This window comes from Blautia sp. HCP3S3_G3 (assembly GCF_052063365.1).
Taxonomy (GTDB): Bacteria; Bacillota; Clostridia; order Lachnospirales; family Lachnospiraceae; genus Blautia_A.
The window spans coordinates 1-16,975 of the sequence record NZ_JBQHXR010000026.1 but is presented as its reverse complement, the minus strand read 5'-3'; the positions used below and the strand labels follow the sequence as shown (position 1 = coordinate 16,975).

Sequence of the window (16,975 nt, the reverse complement as noted above, 5' to 3'; positions counted from 1 at the left end):
TGAAAAAAGCAGATACATGAGGCAGTAGAACAAATGATTGATATAAAACAACTGAAATATTTTGAGGAATGTGCCAGGACGGAATCCTTCAGCAAAGCTGCGGAAGCATTGTATACGACACAGTCCAGTGTGAGTAAAGTAATCAAATCCATGGAGGATTCTCTGGGAATCCGCTTGTTTGAGCGGTATACCAGAGGAATCCGTCTGACCAGAGAAGGCGAACATGTCTATCAGTATGCGAAGACAGTGCTTGAAAATCTGGAGAAGATCGAATCCTTTCAGGAACAAAAAGAAACCGAAGTGCTTTCTGTTTCCTGTAATCCCAGTTCCTGGTTTGCGGATATGTTTGTGAAATTTTATCAGATGCATCAGAAAGAAGACATCCATTATCAGATTTATTCTGCAAGCTGCCGGGAAATCGTGGATCGTGTCAGGGAGCGGATGGATGCTATGGGGTTTGTCTATATAATGAAAAACCAGCTTGCAGCTTTTCAGTATTTTCTTGGCAGAAATTATCTGGAATTCGAAATTCTGAAAACAACAGATATTATGCTGTATCCGGGAGCCGGACATTCCTGCCGCAGAGAAGAAGGAGGCCGGGAAGTTTTTGACGGAATGAAACTGATCCAGCGCTTCCCTGACGAATTTTCTCCGGATAATTACTGGGATATTCTGGATCAGGACAAAAAATCTGCTGCAGATGCGGAAACGGTGATCACGACCAACAGTGATTATATTATGGAAAGAATTCTTCAAGTAAGTGATCTGGTAAACATCAGCGGAGGATATCTTTCCGGGAAACCCTGGAGAAAATATACAAAGGATGTTCTGCTGCCCGGTAACGAAAATCAGGTATTGTTCGGCTGTGTGAAGAGGCAGAATGAGGAATTGTCCAACTGGGCAGAAATATTTCTTGCATTTCTGAAGGAAAGATTGCAAGATGGGGAAAACAAATAGGCAGATATTTCTTGTTTGTGATTTTGAAAACTGATTCAGAATGCGCTCTTTTATAATTGTGAAAAATGGAATGGATATCCATGCCAAAATGGAATGGCACGATAACCCCATAGAGGGGTTGTGGTGCTTTTTCTTTACTGTTAAAATATAAACAATTAGAGGAGATAGCACTCCATGTGTATGAAAAAGAAATCGTTCCTGTGAGCAGAGCAAACCGTAACAGGAAATGACGGGTGCATGGGGAAAGAAATACAGAGGATAATTATGGGGAAATATTTGTTCAAAAGATTGCTGCAGCTGATTCCGGTTTTGCTTGGGATTACCTTTCTGTCTTTTGCCATGATGAGACTGGCAGGCGGAGATGCAGTGACCTATATGTATGAAAACGCCGGAGCGGCTGTTTCGCAGGAGATTATTGATGAAACAAAAGCAGAATACGGACTGGATCAGCCATTCCTGGTGCAGTATATGAAATGGCTTGGTGGTATGCTGACAGGAGATATGGGAGAAAGTTACGTATCCCACAGAGATGTTTTTGACATTTTTATTTCAAAACTTCCGGCTACGCTGCTGCTCACGGTTTCGTCTATTCTCCTGACGGTACTGATTGCGCTGCCGCTTGGGATTCTGTCAGCCGTGAGACAGAACAAATGGATAGATTATCTGATCCGGTTTTTCAGCTTTATCGGAAATTCCATGCCGAATTTTTTTGCCGCGCTTGTACTGATGTATTTTTTGTCAGTTCGCTGGAATCTGCTTCCTGTGGTCACGACCGATGATATGGCAAAGAGCCTGATTCTTCCGACACTGACCTTGGCGGTTTCTATGGTTTCCAAATATACCAGGCAGATCAGGGCAACGGTTCTGGAAGAACTGGACAAGGATTATGTGACCGGAGCCAGGGCAAGAGGAGTCAGGGGAAGTGTGATTATCTGGAAAAGTGTAATGAAGTCATCCATGCTGACGATTATTACACTTCTTGCGCTTTCTATTGGAAATCTGCTGGGTGGAACTGCCATTGTAGAAAATATTTTTATGTGGGACGGCGTTGGAAAGATGGCGGTAGATGCCATAAATATGCGGGACTATCCTGTGATCCAGGCATATGTTGCATGGATGGCGATCATTTATGTACTGGTGAATCTGGTGACAGATATGATTTATCATTATCTGGATCCCCGTGTACGGCTGAGAGGTGAAAGCGCATGAGTGAAGAGAAAAAAGTGACGATTCGCAGGCAGAAAGTCAGAAAGAACCATATCAGGGGGAAATTACTGTTTTTTCTTGCGCTGGCGGTGCTGCTTCTGATGATTGCCGCGTTTGCTGAACGTCTTTGTCCCTATGATCCCTATGCGCAGAATCTGCTGGAAGCACAGCAGCCTCCCGGTATTTCTCATCCGCTGGGGACAGACCGCTATGGGCGTGATATGCTCTCGCGGGTGATCATCGGAAGTACTGCCAGTATTTATGCAGCCCTTCTTCTGGTTGCCATTATTACTGTGGCGGGAACTGCTGTGGGGATGATCTGCGGATGGTTTGGCGGAAAAGTGGATTCGCTTCTGATGCGTATTTCGGATATTTTTCTGGCTTTTCCCGGTCTGGTATTTGCACTGGCGGTTGCCGGAGTTCTGGGCGGAGGCGTACAGAATGCAATGATTGCGCTGGGCGTGATCAGCTGGCCGAAATTTGCACGGCTTGCCAGAAGTCTGACACTTGCACAGAAAGAATCGGATTATCTGATGGCAGCCAGGCTTGCCGGAAGCAGCACTTTGAAACTCCTGCTCAGACATATCCTTCCCAATATTGCGGGACCGATTCTGGTTACGTCGGTACTGGATATCGGTACCATGATTATGGAACTTGCCGGACTTTCATTTCTGGGACTGGGAGTCAGGCCGCCGATGGCGGAATGGGGAAGTATGATCAGTGATGGACGTGTGATGCTTCAGACAGCGCCATGGATGGTCCTTGCCCCCGGAGGTGCAATTTTTATTACCGTTATGATTTTTAACCTGCTTGGTGATACCATTCGTGATTACATGGACCCAAAGCAGAGAAACAATAAAACAGCGAATAAAAGAAAGGGAGAAAACAAACGATGAAAAAGAAAATTCTTGCAGCATGTCTTGCGTGTGTGATGACTGTTTCCATGACAGCGTCTGCGGTTCTGGCAGAGGGTGAGAAATCCTTTGTTTACGGAACCACCGGTTATGGTGTGGAAATGGGAGATGAAGGGCTGAATCCGCATAATAATTACTCCGGATGGAGTACCCTGCGCTATGGAGTAGGGGAAACTCTTTTTCGATATAATGACAATATGGAGATTGAACCGTGGCTGGCAACAGACTATGAATTTGTGGATGATACAACGGTAAAGATCACGCTCCGGGACGGGGTGCAGTTTTCCAGCGGACGTACCATGGATGCAGAGGCAGTGAAAGAATGTCTGGATCATCTTCTTGCTGTCCATGACAGGGCACCGTCCGATATGAAAATCGATCATATTGATGCAGACGGAATGACGGTTACGATTTATACAACGGAGCCATGTCCGGCAATTATCAATTATCTGGGCGATCCCTATGGCGCGATTATTGATATGGATTATGGTGTGGACGGAGTGGAAGGAACGACCACAGGAACTGCCAATGTAGCCGGAACCGGTCCATACATTGCAGTGAATGTCACAGAAACGCAGATCGATCTTGTGAAGAACGAAAATTACTGGGGTGAAACAGGAAATGTGGACGAAGTGACCGTCAAAACCTTCAGTGATGCCAGCTCTCTTGCAGCGGCTCTTCAGACAGGCGATATACAGGGAACTTACGGGCTTTCCTATGACAGTTATGCGTTATTTGAAAATAACCCGGATTATACCATTCATTCCTGTGCTACAAGCCGGTGCTTTTTCGGACAGTTTAATTATGAGTCTGAGATCATGCAGGAGGAAGCGGTACGTAAAGCAGTGTGTATGGGAATTGATAAAGAAGGATTCTGCGCGGTTCTGATGGAAGGACGGGGAATTCCGGCAAAAGCGGCATTTCCCGATGGCTTCAGTTATGGAGGTGAAGCAGTGACAGCACCGGAATATGATCCGGAAGGAGCCAGAGCGCTTCTTGAGGAAGCCGGATGGTCAGATTCGGATGATGACGGATATCTGGATAAAAACGGTCAGAAGCTGACGATCCGCTGGCTGACGTATCCCGGGCGTCTGGAACAGCCGAAGCTGGCAGAATATGCGCAGGCGACACTGAAAGAAATCGGTATCGATGTGGATGTAAACTGTACACAGGATCATCTGAGTGTATTGGAAACAGGGGCTTATGATGTGTATGTCAGTTCTCTGACTACGGCTCCAACCGGAGATCCGGAATACTTTTTTGCAAGCACATGTCTGGAGAATTCTGCTAAAAACCGCTCCCATCATAAGATTGAGAAAGTAGAAACTCTGTTTGCGCAGCTTCATCAGGAGTTTGACCAGAAGAAGAGAGGAGAACTGGCTGTACAGATGCAGCAGGCAATTCTGGATGAAAGTGCCATGTTCTTTGTATCTCATCTGAATATGGGAATTGTGACGAAATCCAATGTGACTGGTATGGCGGCTCATCCATGTGATTATTACGAAATTACAGCAGAATTGAATGTGGAATAACCATGATTTGGCGAATACAGCTCCGGCCTGTGTGAAAACAGGACGGGGCTGAAGCTGTTCCATGGGGAAAAAGGAGATTTATAAAGATGGAACCATTGCTGCGTGCAGAAAATATTACGGTATGCTATAACGGAAAGCCAGTGGTTGAGGATGTGAGCTTTGAACTGCAAAAAGGAGAGATTCTTGGTGTGGTAGGGGAGTCCGGCAGCGGCAAAAGTACCGTGATGAAAGCGGTTATGGGGCTTCTGGGCAGAGACGGGCTGGTGACCAGTGGAGATATTTATTATAAAGGAAACAATGTGACAGACATGCCGGAGAAGAAGCGAAGAAAGCTTCGGGGGCCTGAGATGGGAATGGTATTTCAGGACTGTAAGTCAGCTCTGTGTCCCATCAGGAAGGTGGGAGTGCAGATTTATGAGTGTCTTGCAGAGCATGAGAAGCTTACTAAGGCGGAAGCTTTTCGCCGTGCAGCGCTTCTGATGAAAAAAATCGGGCTGGACGATGCGGAGAGAATCCTGAACAGTTATCCGTTTGAGTTGTCCGGAGGTATGAATCAACGGATTGGAATCTGTACAGCCATGCTGATGAATCCTTCGCTGCTTCTGGCTGATGAACCGACCAGCGCTCTGGATGTGACAGTGCAGAAACGGGTGATGGAGGAATTGCTGCAGATGCGCAGGGAATACGGAACCGCTATGATTCTGGTTACTCATAACATCGGTCTGGCATCTGCCATGGCTGATCAGATACTGGTGATGAAAAGCGGGAAAATGATGGATTATGGTCCGACGGACTATGTTCTGCATCATTCGGATAATCCGTATACACGTAATCTGATGAATTCCGTGATGCATTTGAACCGTGTAAAAGTGGGAGAAGACGATGACTGAAATATTACTGGAGGCAGAACATTTAAAAAAGATTTTTCTTTCCGGAAAAACATCCTTTACTGCAGTGGATGATGTGAGTTTTTCCCTTAGAGAGGGAGAGTGCCTTGGGATCGTAGGGGAATCCGGTTCCGGAAAGAGTACCATAGCGAGGCTGCTCACGCGCCTTCTGGAGCCAACAGAGGGGAAAATCCGGCTTCTTGGTGAAGATATCACGCACATGTCCGGGAAAAAACTGCGCAGTGTTTATCAGAAGATGCAGATGGTATTTCAGATGCCGGCGGAGTCTTTTGATCCGCGCCGTACACTGGGAGACGGAATCGGAGAAAGTCTCAGAAATAGGGGAATCAGCAGAAAAGAAACAGGGAAAAAAGTGGCGGAGCTGCTTGTACTCTGCGGACTTACGCCGGAATATGCAGTACGTTATCCCCATGAAGTCAGCGGCGGTGAGTGCCAGAGGGCTGCAATCGCCAGAGCACTGGCTGTGGATCCGCTGCTTCTGATCTGCGATGAAGCGGCAAGTGCTCTGGATGTAACGGTGCAGAAGCAGATCCTGGAATTGCTGATAGAACTGAAAGAAAAAAAGAAGATTTCGTTTGTGTTTATCTGCCACGATCTTGCACTCGTACAGCGGTTCTGCGACCGGGTACTGGTGATGCATCAGGGAAAAGTGGAAGAAACCGGAACTCCGGATGAGATCATCAATCATCCGAAGAGGGAGTATACAAAAATATTGATTGATTCTGTATTATAGATTTCGTGTATTGACTGTCATAAAGCATGTTTGAAAATTCATAAATGTATGAAATCACCTTGCGGGATATTTCCGGTGAACAGTAATATCACAGGATTTCCTTCTGGAATTTAATGGAAATAATACTCCTGTTTTCACTGATTCTATGTTACAATAATATTATATAAGGCTGTTTCCAAGAGACATGAACAATGTACAATATGCAGTCACCTGACAAGAAGCAGAACTGAAGGAGGATAAAACCATGTACTATAAACAGTACGGCAATACAGACATGAAAGTTTCAGCAGTAGGGCTTGGAACGATGCGTTATGATGAAGAAGATATCAAAGCAGGACGTTTGGAAAAATGTGCGGAAATTCCGTTATATGCTTTGGAGAAAGGCATCAATTACTGGGATACGGCTCCGTTTTACTGCGATGACAAAAGTGAGATCGTGACAGGAATCGCACTTTCCCAGGTGGATCGTAAAAAAGTTTACGTTACATCGAAGACCAATTTTAATACATTAAAAACAGAAAAACCGGATAAAGACATTTTCAGACGCCGTCTGGAGACTTCCCTTGATCGTTTGAAAACAGACTACATCGATTTCTATCACATGTGGTGTATGCTGAATCTGGAGTCCTGGGAAAAACATATGGAAGCTCTGTATGGATTTTTTGAGGATGCAAAATCGGAAGGTCTGATCCGTAATATTGTTTTTTCCTCACATATGCAGGGAAATGATATCGAAAAGGTTGTGGAAACCGGTAAGTTCAAGGGTATGCTGATCGGCTATAATGCTCTGAATTATCAATTCCGTCAGAGTGGTATCCGCAAAGCATACGAAAACGGTATGGGCGTTGTTGTTATGAATCCGCTTGGCGGCGGTCTGATCCCGCAGAACCCGGAAGCGTTTTCTTATCTGACAGAAGGAACAGATCTTACTGTAGCACAGGCTGCACTGCGTTTTGTTGCATCTCATCGGGAAATCACAGTCACTCTGGCCGGCTGTACGACTAAAGAGCATGTGGATGATGCAGTAAAAGCGGTTGAGAATCTGGTAGAAGAACCGGCGGAAGTGGTTGCAGAGAAATACAACAGAAAAGGTGTGGCTCTGAATAACCTCTGTACCGGCTGTTCTTACTGTAAAGGATGTCCGAAAGGAATCGAGATTCCGAAATTTATGGATGCATACAATCAGATGATCCTTACCGGAAAGAAGAAGGAAATGGCGGATCGACTGAACAATCACTGGTGTATCCCGAGAAGCATGGCGGAAGAATGCATTGCGTGCGGAAGCTGTGAAAAGAAATGTACCCAGCATCTTCCGATCATTGAGCGCCTGAAGGAGATTGCCGAGTATCAGGATTGATACGAATTGATACGAATTGCTAAGCACATGTTCCTGAAGGAAGCTGTGTAAAAGTGAATGCAATCAGTTGTAGGAGCGTGTTTGACGATTGCCTTCTGACAGATGTGCGCCATAATTTGTGGGAGATTTGTTCCAAATGAGTGAGACATAGCGGGCTATGTTTTGACAGAATGCGATATATTTGTTTTGTAAATAGTGACGTACGTCTGCCGGAACGATATTTTTAACACGTTTTTATACATCAAAAAAATAAATGACCAGCTATATCATGAGCATATGAGAAAATCATTATGCGTGATATAGCTGGTTATTTGTTTTTTGATATGCAGGAAGCTTTCCAGAAAACAAAGTAGTTTTAAATACCAGATTTAGTGATGATTATTTCTATAATATATTGACTTCGTAACGAAAATGGTGTATAAAATAGAATAAATATTTTGATAATCAAAATATTTGAAACATAATATAAATTTAAAGGAATAAGAAGAGGAAGAAAAACAATAAGCGTAAGAAAACAATAAGTGTAAGAAAAACAATGAGAGCAAGAAAAACAATAAGAACAAGAAAAACAATAAGAACAACAATACGATAACAACAAGGAGAAGATGAAGTTATGAAGTCATTGGTGATTGGTAATAAAACAGCACGTATTCCTGTTATTCAGGGAGGAATGGGAGTTGGAGTCAGTCTTTCCGGGCTTGCCGGAGCTGTTGCGGCATCCGGTGGAGTTGGTGTGATATCCGCAGCGCAGATTGGATTTGAGGAACCGGATTTTTACACTAACTGCCATGAAGCGAATCTGCGTGCATTAAAAAAGCATATCAAAAAGGCGAAAGAGCAGGCAAAAGACGGACTGGTCGGTGTAAATATCATGGTTGCAACCAAAGAATATGCGGCACAGGTTCATGCAGCCTGTGAAGCAGGAGCTGATCTGATCATCAGTGGAGCCGGACTTCCCGCAGAACTTCCGGAACTGGTAAAAGGATACGAAGAGCAGACGAAAATAGCTCCGATTGTTTCCTCTGTAAAATCTGCAAGAGTTATCCTGAAACTCTGGGACAGACATCATCACAGAACTGCTGATATGGTGGTCATTGAAGGACCGAAAGCAGGAGGACATCTGGGATTTTCCCGTGATCAGCTGGATACCATAACTACGGAAGAATATGACCGCGAGATTCAGGAGATCATTGCCGTTGTGAAGGAATATGGAGAAAAATACGGATGTACGATTCCGGTGGTGGCTGCAGGAGGCATTTTTGACAGACAGGACATTCTGCATGCACTGGAACTGGGAGCAGATGGAGTACAGATGGCGACCAGGTTCGTAGTAACAGAAGAGTGTGATGCATCTTTGGCATTTAAACAGGCATATCTGGATGCAGATGCCTCCTCCATTGAGATAATCAAAAGCCCGGTGGGAATGCCGGGACGTGCAGTCCATAATACATTTCTGGAAAAAGTGGCGCGGGGACAGGTTCCGGTAAAGCGCTGCCTTTCCTGCCTGAGTGCCTGCAATCCTGCAAAAGCACCGTATTGCATTACGCAGGCTTTGATTGCGGCAGTACAGGGAGATACAGAAAACGGCCTGATTTTCTGCGGAAGCAATGCTTCCCGTCTGAAACAGTTGACGACCGTACCGGAACTGATGAAAGAGCTGACAGAAGAGCTGCCAACAGCTTGATGGATAAAAAGCAACATAGATAAAGAAACAATACAGATAAAATACTTTTTGACCCGTCCGTAAGAGAATGGTATAATAATGTGTAAGTCAGTTTTGTAAAATGAGGAATTTGGGATGAAGAAAGATACGAGCATTTTTCAGAATCTGAAAGAAGAGAACCGAAACAGAATTTATAACACTATTCGGGAGAAAAAATGTATCTCCGGTCCGGCACTGATTTATGAACTGAAGCTCAGCAGACCAACAGTGACACAGAATATCAATGAACTTCTGGAGGAAGGTCTGATCTGTGAGAATGGCACCATCGGTAATACCGGCGGGAGAAGAGCCAGAGGCTATTCTATTTCGGAGATGTTTCAAATTGCGGCTGGACTGGATATTACGAGAAATCATATTACCGTCCTTCTTGTGAATCTGAATGGAGAAATCATTTACGAGAAAAGAATCCGTTATCCGTTTTCGATTACAGATGAGTACAAAAAGAAACTTGGAGAACTGATTTCTGAAGCAATGGAAGAAAAAGCAATCCATGAAGAACAGATGCTGGGTGTCGGAATTGCTGTTCCGGGCCTGGTGACAAAGGATTATCGTACCATTTTTTACGGAAAAATTCTGGATTTTAAAGGGATGACAGCAGAAGAATTCGGGAAATATATTCCGTTTCCGTGCAGACTGTATAATGATGCGGATGCTGGAGGTTATGCGGAAATTTCCCAGAACAGTGAGTTGAAAGATGCTTTTTACATCAGTCTGAGCAATAATATCGGGGGCTCGATTTTGATTGATCATAAGGTTTATCATGGAGAGGGACAACGAAGCGGAGAAGTGGGACATATGACACTGATTCCGAACGGACGGGAATGTTACTGCGGAAAAAGGGGCTGTTTTGAGACATACTGCAATGCTTCGATTCTTTCAGATGTCTGTGATGGGAATCTTCAGGATTTTTTTCAAAAGCTGGAACAGGGTGATCGGGAATGCATGGAGCTGTGGCGGGATTATCTGTATTATCTTTCGATTGCTGTGAATAATGTTCGAATGCTTTTTGATTGTAAAGTAATTCTGGGCGGATATGTGGGTGCCTATATGAGTGATTATATGCATCAGATTCGAACGCTGGCAAGAGAAAGAAATACATTTGAAACGAATGCGGATTTTCTTCAGCCCTGTCAGGTAAAAAGAGAAGCGCTTGCACTTGGAAGTGCCCTTCCTTTTATCCATGAGTTCTGGGAGAAAGTCTGATGTTTGATAAATAACATCACTTTACAGCTTTTTCATAAAAAATATCGTACAGGGCTTTCTGATGTATAATGTGTTTCAAAATTGTTTGATCATGCTGCGTATAATGATTCCTGCTATCCGTATTGATAAACGATTTGCGGGGGCAGGAAATGTAAAAAAGAAAGGTCATGGGGGTAACACAGATGGTTATGAGAAGATTAGGAAAAACGGGACTTCAGGTAAGTGAAATAGGGTTTGGCGGCGAATGGCTGGAACGTCACCCGGAGGAAGAAAGCATTGAGCTGATAAAATATGCATCTTCGAAAGGCATTAATATTCTGGACTGCTGGATGCCGGATCCAAAGTCCAGGAATATTATTGGAGAAGGAATTAAGGAAAATCGGAAACAGTGGTTTATCCAGGGACATCTTGGTTCCACATGGAAAGATGGACAGTATTACAGAACCAGAGAATTGGAGTATGTGCGTCCGGCATTTGAGGATCTGCTGAAAAGGCTGCAGACAGATTACATAGACCTGGGAATGATCCATTATGTGGATTCCGTGGAAGAATGGGACCAGATTCAGCATTCGGATTATCTGAAATATGTGATGGAACTGAAAAATAGTGGTGTTATCCGACATATCGGGTTGAGTTCCCATAATCCCAGGGTTGCGGTAAAAGCAGCACAATCCGGATATGTGGAAATGATTCTTTTCAGCATTAACCCTGCGTTTGATATGCTTCCGGCCAGCGAAGATATTAATACAATGTTTGCCGAGGAATTTGACGCAGGACTGAAAGGAATTGATCCGGACAGAGCGCTGCTTTATAAGGTATGTGAGCAGAATGATGTGGGAATTACAGTTATGAAGGGCTTTGCCGGCGGGCGGCTGTTTGATGAAAAGCGGTCTCCCTTTGGAGTAAGTCTGACGCCGGTGCAGTGCATTCATTATGCATTGACAAGACCTGCCGTGGCTTCTATTTTGTGCGGATATGATACAAAGGAGCAGATAGAGGCAGCCGTGGCTTATGAGGAGGCGTCTGAGGAAGAGAAGGATTATGCATCGGTGATTGCAAATGCGCCGTTCCATTCTTACCGCGGAGAATGTACATATTGCGGTCATTGCAAGCCGTGTGTTTCCAACCTTGATATTGCAATGATCAATAAGTTCTATGATCTCGCAGTGATGCAGCCGGAAGTGCCGGCTACCGTGAAATCACATTATGAACTTCTGGAGCACAAGGCATCGGAGTGTATTGCCTGTCATGCATGTGAAACACGCTGTCCGTTTGGCGTACCAATTGCGGAACGGATGGAGAAGACAGCGAAGCTATTTGGCTTCTGAATGAAGCGAAAGTGGAATTGATATAGCAAAAGTTTTGCAGAGAATAGCACTGAGGAATTCAGTGCTATTTTTTGTAGGATTATCATTGCTTTGGGATAGCATGGAAGCAGTGCAAAGATTCCGATGGTTTGTCAAGAAAAATGTGTAAGGTGTATAAATCGCGGAAATTGGATGGAGTACTGTAATTATAAGAATTACTGAATTTTAAATTTATCTTTTTCATCATTGACATATAAATAAAAGAAAAGTATAATTGATATGTAAAATAGAATTACAAAATAAAAATACATAATAAACATTATCAGATCAGAAAGATCATATTCAAGTAAAAAAGAAAAGGAGAGATTAAAAATGAGAAACATTCCTGAAACAATGAAGGCACTTGTGGCGTATGGCAAGGGGGATTACCGGCTGGAACTGAATTATCCCACACCGGAATGCGGACCGGATGATATTATTATCAAAACAGAAGGATGCGGTGTCTGTGCCGGTGATCTGAAATGCTATCACGGGGCAGCGATGTTCTGGGGAGATGAAGTGCAGCCGTCGTGGGTAGAACCACCCTTTATTCCGGGACACGAGTTTCTGGGACATATTGTGGAGCTTGGGGAAAATGTAAAAGATTTTAAGATTGGACAGAGGATAACTGCAGATCAGATTGTTCCCTGCGGAGAGTGTAAGTTCTGTAAGAGCGGCAGATACTGGATGTGCCAGCCGCATGCTACCTTTGGATTTCAGAAGGGAAATAATGGCGGTATGGCAGAGTATGTCCGCTATCCGAAGACTGCAGTGATCTCAGAAGTTCCGGAAGATATGGAATTAAAGAAAGCGCTTCTGATCGAGCCTTATGGATGTTCCAAACATGCCGTTGACCGTGCGCAGATTACGAATGATGATGTCGTTGTAATCGCTGGTGCCGGTACTCTGGGACTTGGTATGATCACCTATGCAAGAATGAAAAATCCTACAAAGCTGATTGTTCTGGATATGCTGGATAATCGTCTGGAAAAAGCAAAAGAATTCGGTGCAGACCTTGTGATGAATCCTGGAAAAGAAGATGTCGTTGCAAAGGTTCTGGAACTTACGGACGGATATGGATGTGATATTTACATTGAAGCAACCGGTCATCCGGCAAGCGTGCAACAGGGTCTGAACATGGTGCGCAAACTGGGAAGATTTGTAGAATTCAGTGTATTTGGACAGCCTGCAACGATTGACTGGTCCATCATCGGTGACCGCAAAGAACTGGATGTCCTTGGCTCTCATCTGAGTCCGTACTGCTATCCGTTTGTGATTAGAAATATTTGCAATGGAAACCTGAAAACAGAGGGAGTTGTTTCCAAAACTTTCCCGATTGAGGAATGGGAAAAAGCGTTTGAATACGCAACCGGGAAATATGGAGATTTTAAAGTTGCCATAACTTTCTGATGAGTGTAGTCTATTATAGGACTGTCTGGCAGTCATGAAATAGGATGTGCTGACGGGATTTTTACATAAAAAATGCCTTCGGGTAAAGAATAATTTCCAAAAAAGATAATCGGAATAACCGCGTTCTGATTCAGGAAATTATTCATTTCCGAAGGCTTTTTTTGTCTGTCCGACAGATAATTCGAAATGCTTTATCAGGCTCAGGAATTCCTGAATCTGCTTAAAAACTCTTTTGTCTGCTGCTGTTTCGGATGTACAAAAATATCATCCGGAGTTCCTTCTTCCGCAATGACACCGTCTGCCATAAAGATCACATGGCTGGATACATCTCTTGCAAAAGCCATTTCATGAGTAACCACCAGCATAGTGAGTCCTTCTCTTGCAAGGGCTTCCATAACATTCAGAACTTCCCCTACCATCTGCGGGTCTAGCGCGGAGGTCGGTTCGTCAAAAAGCAGGATTTCCGGTTCCATAGCCAGAGCTCTTGCAATGGCAACACGCTGTTTCTGACCGCCGGAAAGCTGACGGGGTTTGGCGTTTACATAGGGTTCCATTCCCACTTTTTGAAGAAATTTCATCGCCTGTGCACGGGCGGTTTCTTTGTCTTTTTTGGCAACTTTGATCTGACCGACCATACAGTTTTCCAGAACCGTCATATTATTGAAGAGGTTAAAATTCTGGAATACCATGCCTACCTTTTCGCGGTAAGCGGGTACATTGATTTTCGGGTCAGTGATGTCTTTGTCGTGAAAAAGAATCTGGCCGCTTCCCGGTGTTTCCAGAAGATTGATGCAGCGGAGCATGGTGGATTTGCCGGAACCGGACGCACCGATAATGGAAACCACGTCTCCTCTTCGTACCTGAAAATCAATATCTTTCAGTACTTCGTGTTTTCCGAAGCTCTTACCGAGATGAGAAACCTGAAGAATCGTTTCTGCATTGCTCATGATCACCTGCCTCCTTTCTTGCGAAGCTGGTCGCCGATGTCCATGACATCCACCAGTTCATAATTGTCATCACCGTCCATTTTTTTCTCCCAGAAATTGAGAAGTCTGGATGTGACAAGTGTCATGGTCAGGTAAATGAGCATGACGATCGTTGCAGATTCAAAGTAAGTATACAGTGCACCGGCAACGCTTTTATGTACAAAGAACAGGTCTACGATGCTGATGACGGAAAGAACAGAAGTGTCCTTAATATTGATGATCAGGTTATTTCCAATCTGCGGCATGATATTACGAAATGCCTGAGGAAGGATGACGTTGGACATGGCCTGCACGTGAGTCATACCAATTGCCTTGGCACCTTCCATCTGTCCGGGATCAACGGAAATAATACCGCCTCGCACGGATTCAGCCATATAGGCACCTGTGTTGATGGAAACAATTAAGAACGCTGATTCCCACATGCCAAGCTGAATATGGAATACCTGAGACATTCCATAGTAGATAAATACAGCCTGAACAATCATGGGAGTTCCGCGGAAAACTTCCACGTAAGCCCGGAGGAGAATTTTTACAAAACCCAGAAGGCCACGTTTCGCTGCGCTGTCTTTCTTCTTATCTACTGGGATTGTCTGTACGATTCCTACCAGAAAACCAATGATGCATCCGATCGCTGTGGAAACAATTGCAATAAGCAGGGTGGTTCCGGCGCCTTTCAGGTAGGACATTCCATATTGCTGGAGAAGATAAATGATCCTCTCCAGAAAGTTCATTTCGGATATCACGATGATCAGATTCCTTTCTATCTTTTATAATAGTGTCCTTTCGAGTAATTATAAATACAATACTTTTCAGTTGATTTCAAAACTTATTCGGAAAGAGGCTGTACGGCAATTGCATCATCCATCATGGCATTGTAGTCATCTGTAGTCATTTCAGAAAGAACGCTGTTGATGCCGTCCAGAAGTTCTGTGTTGCCTTTCTGTACAGAAATACCGATGTTGATTTCTTCTTCGGAAACTTCGAAATCATCGTCTGTTCCGGAGAAGTCAAGGAGTTTCAGATCCGGATAAGCAACACATGCAGCCATTGCGGTAGGCATATCTGTTACAATCAGGTCCGTACGGCCGCTCTCCAGTGCTACCAGCATAGCCGGTGCAGATTCCTGTGCAGGCTGGATGTTGGCATCTTTGATCTGCGGCAGGCAGACATCATACCAGATGGTTCCAAGCTGGGACGTGCAGGTTGCGCCTTCAAGATCGGCTAATCCTGCAGCATCGGCATAATCGCCGTCACCTTTGACAAGGCCTACAACGGATGCATAGTAATAGGGTTCAGAGAAATCTACCATCTGAAGTCTTTCAGAAGTAATGGACTGACCTGCGATGACACAGTCTACAGTACCGGACATAACTGCAGGAACAAGGGAATCCCAGTCAAGCTTTACGATCTGAAGTTCATAACCGAGTTCGTCTGCAATTTTTTTGGCAATCATAACATCATATCCATATGCATAATCGTTGCTGTCAGCAATGGGAACGGCACCGTTGGAATCATCTGACTGAGTCCAGTTGTAAGGAGCATATCCACATTCCATGGCAACTTTCAGTACTTTTGTGTCATCAGCGCTAACTGTTTGTGCACCCAAAGCTGTGCAGACCATAGCTGCGGCAGCGAGAGATGCAGTTGTCATTTTCCACATTTTGTTTTTTCTCATTTTCATTTCCTCCTCATAATGTATGTTTATTATTATATAATTTGTTCCCGGGCGATTCCCGCGAAAAAAAGCGCAAAAAGACACATGAAGTGCCCCTTTGCGCTTTATAATATTTTAATACTTTGTCGCAGGAAAGTCAATGAATATACCATATTTTGTGGATTTTGTATAAGCCACTTATGCTAGAGTGTGTTTTACCGGTTTATGAGTAAGGAATTGCTTCGCTTTTTCATGGGATTCTTTTTATGGTTTCCGAGGTGAGGATTCCTATAAGAAAACCGGTAACAACTCCGGAGACCAGAAGGGCAGGAGCGTAATACATGAGACTTGTATTTTCTACAATGAGCATAGCGACAAGGAGCTGGCCGATGTTATGGCTGACTCCGCCTGCAATACTGATACCCATGATACTGAATCCCTGTCGGCGTCTTAACAATGTCATGACCAGAAGACTCAGAGAGGCTCCGGCCAGGCTGTATGCAATGCTGAAAAGGTTGCCGAACAGGAAGCCGATTACCAGGATACGGATCAGAGATACCAGAGCGGCATCTTTCCAGCTGTATCGTTCCAGTATGAAAAGAACGGCCAGATTTGCCAGTCCCAGTTTAATGCCCGGGATGCCTGCGAAAACGGGAATTAAGGTTTCGATGTATCCGAAAATAATAGCCACTGCTGAAAAAAGTCCGAGATATGCGATTTTTTTGTTCATATACGTCAGCTTCATCAAAAGGGTGGCAGGATGAAGCATTCCTCCTCTGCGATTTATGTATTTAAATATAACCTGTTTCGTGGAGAGTGTAAAGCTGGAAAAATATGAAACATAAATGTTGTTTGAAATAAGTTTGTCATAATCCAGAGGGGGCCAGGATGTGGAGAGTTTGCTAAGTGCTTCAGGTGTTTGTGGGTTAAAGAGTGCTTTAGTTAATAAAAATGTTTTTGGTGAATTAAAGAAGGCTTTAGTTAATTACAGCGGGTTTTAATGAATTAGACGTTAGTTCTGTATTAATCCGTGGGGATTTTTTGCG

The 16,975-nt window shown here is 44.2% G+C and carries 16 protein-coding genes; 11 read left to right on the top strand and 5 right to left on the bottom strand.

The window, feature by feature from the left end; all coding sequences use genetic code 11:
• The first annotated feature begins 33 nt into the window (after window positions 1-33).
• From ACTNEW_RS14230 to ACTNEW_RS14200, 7 genes are all read left to right on the top strand, one after another.
• On the top strand, window positions 34-957 hold the full coding sequence (locus tag ACTNEW_RS14230; protein ID WP_441062177.1) for a LysR family transcriptional regulator: 924 nt from the start codon (window positions 34-36) through the stop codon (window positions 955-957).
• Window positions 958-1,221: 264 nt separating this feature from the next.
• A complete protein-coding gene (gene nikB, locus ACTNEW_RS14225) occupies window positions 1,222-2,166 on the top strand; it encodes a nickel ABC transporter permease (protein WP_441062175.1) in 945 nt (314 codons plus the stop codon).
• Window positions 2,163-3,059, top strand: coding sequence for a nickel transporter permease (gene nikC, locus ACTNEW_RS14220; RefSeq protein WP_441062173.1), 897 nt, complete (start codon window positions 2,163-2,165; stop codon window positions 3,057-3,059). The genes nikB and nikC overlap by 4 nt, the downstream gene beginning before the upstream one ends.
• On the top strand, window positions 3,056-4,609 hold the full coding sequence (locus tag ACTNEW_RS14215; RefSeq protein WP_441062171.1) for an ABC transporter substrate-binding protein: 1,554 nt from the start codon (window positions 3,056-3,058) through the stop codon (window positions 4,607-4,609). Before nikC ends, ACTNEW_RS14215 begins: the two co-directional genes overlap by 4 nt.
• A gap of 86 nt (window positions 4,610-4,695) precedes the next feature.
• Window positions 4,696-5,499 (top strand): ABC transporter ATP-binding protein, encoded by an 804-nt coding sequence (locus ACTNEW_RS14210; RefSeq protein ID WP_441062170.1) that lies wholly within the window; start codon window positions 4,696-4,698, stop codon window positions 5,497-5,499.
• Complete coding sequence (locus tag ACTNEW_RS14205; protein WP_441062168.1) at window positions 5,492-6,250, top strand: ABC transporter ATP-binding protein; 759 nt, start codon at window positions 5,492-5,494, stop codon at window positions 6,248-6,250. The genes ACTNEW_RS14210 and ACTNEW_RS14205 overlap by 8 nt, the downstream gene beginning before the upstream one ends.
• Window positions 6,251-6,494: 244 nt before the next feature.
• Window positions 6,495-7,607, top strand: a complete 1,113-nt coding sequence (locus ACTNEW_RS14200; RefSeq protein WP_441062166.1) for an aldo/keto reductase — start codon at window positions 6,495-6,497, stop codon at window positions 7,605-7,607.
• 63 nt (window positions 7,608-7,670) lie between these two features.
• On the opposite strand, the gene ACTNEW_RS14195 is transcribed toward ACTNEW_RS14200, so the two are convergent.
• Window positions 7,671-7,766 (bottom strand): DUF6783 domain-containing protein, encoded by a 96-nt coding sequence (locus tag ACTNEW_RS14195; RefSeq protein ID WP_441062209.1) that lies wholly within the window; start codon window positions 7,764-7,766, stop codon window positions 7,671-7,673.
• Between the two features lie 454 nt (window positions 7,767-8,220).
• Here ACTNEW_RS14195 and ACTNEW_RS14190 point away from each other — a divergent pair, with 454 nt between their 5' ends.
• The 4 genes from ACTNEW_RS14190 (at window position 8,221) to ACTNEW_RS14175 (ending at window position 13,289) form a co-directional block, all read left to right on the top strand.
• On the top strand, window positions 8,221-9,291 hold the full coding sequence (locus ACTNEW_RS14190) for an NAD(P)H-dependent flavin oxidoreductase (RefSeq protein ID WP_441062165.1): 1,071 nt from the start codon (window positions 8,221-8,223) through the stop codon (window positions 9,289-9,291).
• Window positions 9,292-9,405: 114 nt separating this feature from the next.
• Window positions 9,406-10,533, top strand: coding sequence for an ROK family protein (locus tag ACTNEW_RS14185; RefSeq protein WP_441062163.1), 1,128 nt, complete (start codon window positions 9,406-9,408; stop codon window positions 10,531-10,533).
• A gap of 182 nt (window positions 10,534-10,715) precedes the next feature.
• On the top strand, window positions 10,716-11,861 hold the full coding sequence (locus tag ACTNEW_RS14180) for an aldo/keto reductase (RefSeq protein WP_441062162.1): 1,146 nt from the start codon (window positions 10,716-10,718) through the stop codon (window positions 11,859-11,861).
• A gap of 351 nt (window positions 11,862-12,212) precedes the next feature.
• The gene (locus tag ACTNEW_RS14175; RefSeq protein ID WP_441062160.1) at window positions 12,213-13,289 is read left to right on the top strand and encodes an alcohol dehydrogenase catalytic domain-containing protein; all 1,077 of its coding nucleotides are present in this window, start codon (window positions 12,213-12,215) and stop codon (window positions 13,287-13,289) included.
• A 200-nt stretch (window positions 13,290-13,489) separates the two neighbouring features.
• On the opposite strand, the gene ACTNEW_RS14170 is transcribed toward ACTNEW_RS14175, so the two are convergent.
• The 4 genes from ACTNEW_RS14170 to ACTNEW_RS14155 all read right to left on the bottom strand — a co-directional run bounded on the left by ACTNEW_RS14170 (window position 13,490) and on the right by ACTNEW_RS14155 (window position 16,659).
• Window positions 13,490-14,236, bottom strand: coding sequence for an amino acid ABC transporter ATP-binding protein (locus tag ACTNEW_RS14170; protein WP_441062159.1), 747 nt, complete (start codon window positions 14,234-14,236; stop codon window positions 13,490-13,492).
• Between the two features lie 2 nt (window positions 14,237-14,238).
• Complete coding sequence (locus ACTNEW_RS14165; RefSeq protein ID WP_441062207.1) at window positions 14,239-15,006, bottom strand: amino acid ABC transporter permease; 768 nt, start codon at window positions 15,004-15,006, stop codon at window positions 14,239-14,241.
• Window positions 15,007-15,101: 95 nt separating this feature from the next.
• A complete protein-coding gene (locus ACTNEW_RS14160) occupies window positions 15,102-15,950 on the bottom strand; it encodes a transporter substrate-binding domain-containing protein (protein WP_441062157.1) in 849 nt (282 codons plus the stop codon).
• A gap of 229 nt (window positions 15,951-16,179) precedes the next feature.
• Window positions 16,180-16,659, bottom strand: a complete 480-nt coding sequence (locus ACTNEW_RS14155; protein ID WP_441062156.1) for a Gx transporter family protein — start codon at window positions 16,657-16,659, stop codon at window positions 16,180-16,182.
• Window positions 16,660-16,975 lie beyond the last annotated feature (316 nt).

What these genes read in the sequence shown, in the direction of transcription:
- ACTNEW_RS14230 (WP_441062177.1), top strand. Translation starts at nt 34, where the DNA reads ATGATTGATATAAAACAACTGAAATATTTTGAGGAATGTGCCAGGACG.
- nikB (WP_441062175.1), top strand. Translation starts at nt 1,222, where the DNA reads ATGGGGAAATATTTGTTCAAAAGATTGCTGCAGCTGATTCCGGTTTTG.
- nikC (WP_441062173.1), top strand. Translation starts at nt 2,163, where the DNA reads ATGAGTGAAGAGAAAAAAGTGACGATTCGCAGGCAGAAAGTCAGAAAG.
- ACTNEW_RS14215 (WP_441062171.1), top strand. Translation starts at nt 3,056, where the DNA reads ATGAAAAAGAAAATTCTTGCAGCATGTCTTGCGTGTGTGATGACTGTT.
- ACTNEW_RS14210 (WP_441062170.1), top strand. Translation starts at nt 4,696, where the DNA reads ATGGAACCATTGCTGCGTGCAGAAAATATTACGGTATGCTATAACGGA.
- ACTNEW_RS14205 (WP_441062168.1), top strand. Translation starts at nt 5,492, where the DNA reads ATGACTGAAATATTACTGGAGGCAGAACATTTAAAAAAGATTTTTCTT.
- ACTNEW_RS14200 (WP_441062166.1), top strand. Translation starts at nt 6,495, where the DNA reads ATGTACTATAAACAGTACGGCAATACAGACATGAAAGTTTCAGCAGTA.
- ACTNEW_RS14190 (WP_441062165.1), top strand. Translation starts at nt 8,221, where the DNA reads ATGAAGTCATTGGTGATTGGTAATAAAACAGCACGTATTCCTGTTATT.
- ACTNEW_RS14185 (WP_441062163.1), top strand. Translation starts at nt 9,406, where the DNA reads ATGAAGAAAGATACGAGCATTTTTCAGAATCTGAAAGAAGAGAACCGA.
- ACTNEW_RS14180 (WP_441062162.1), top strand. Translation starts at nt 10,716, where the DNA reads ATGGTTATGAGAAGATTAGGAAAAACGGGACTTCAGGTAAGTGAAATA.
- ACTNEW_RS14175 (WP_441062160.1), top strand. Translation starts at nt 12,213, where the DNA reads ATGAGAAACATTCCTGAAACAATGAAGGCACTTGTGGCGTATGGCAAG.
- ACTNEW_RS14170 (WP_441062159.1), bottom strand. Translation starts at nt 14,236, where the DNA reads ATGAGCAATGCAGAAACGATTCTTCAGGTTTCTCATCTCGGTAAGAGC.
- ACTNEW_RS14165 (WP_441062207.1), bottom strand. Translation starts at nt 15,006, where the DNA reads ATGAACTTTCTGGAGAGGATCATTTATCTTCTCCAGCAATATGGAATG.
- ACTNEW_RS14160 (WP_441062157.1), bottom strand. Translation starts at nt 15,950, where the DNA reads ATGAGAAAAAACAAAATGTGGAAAATGACAACTGCATCTCTCGCTGCC.
- ACTNEW_RS14155 (WP_441062156.1), bottom strand. Translation starts at nt 16,659, where the DNA reads ATGAACAAAAAAATCGCATATCTCGGACTTTTTTCAGCAGTGGCTATT.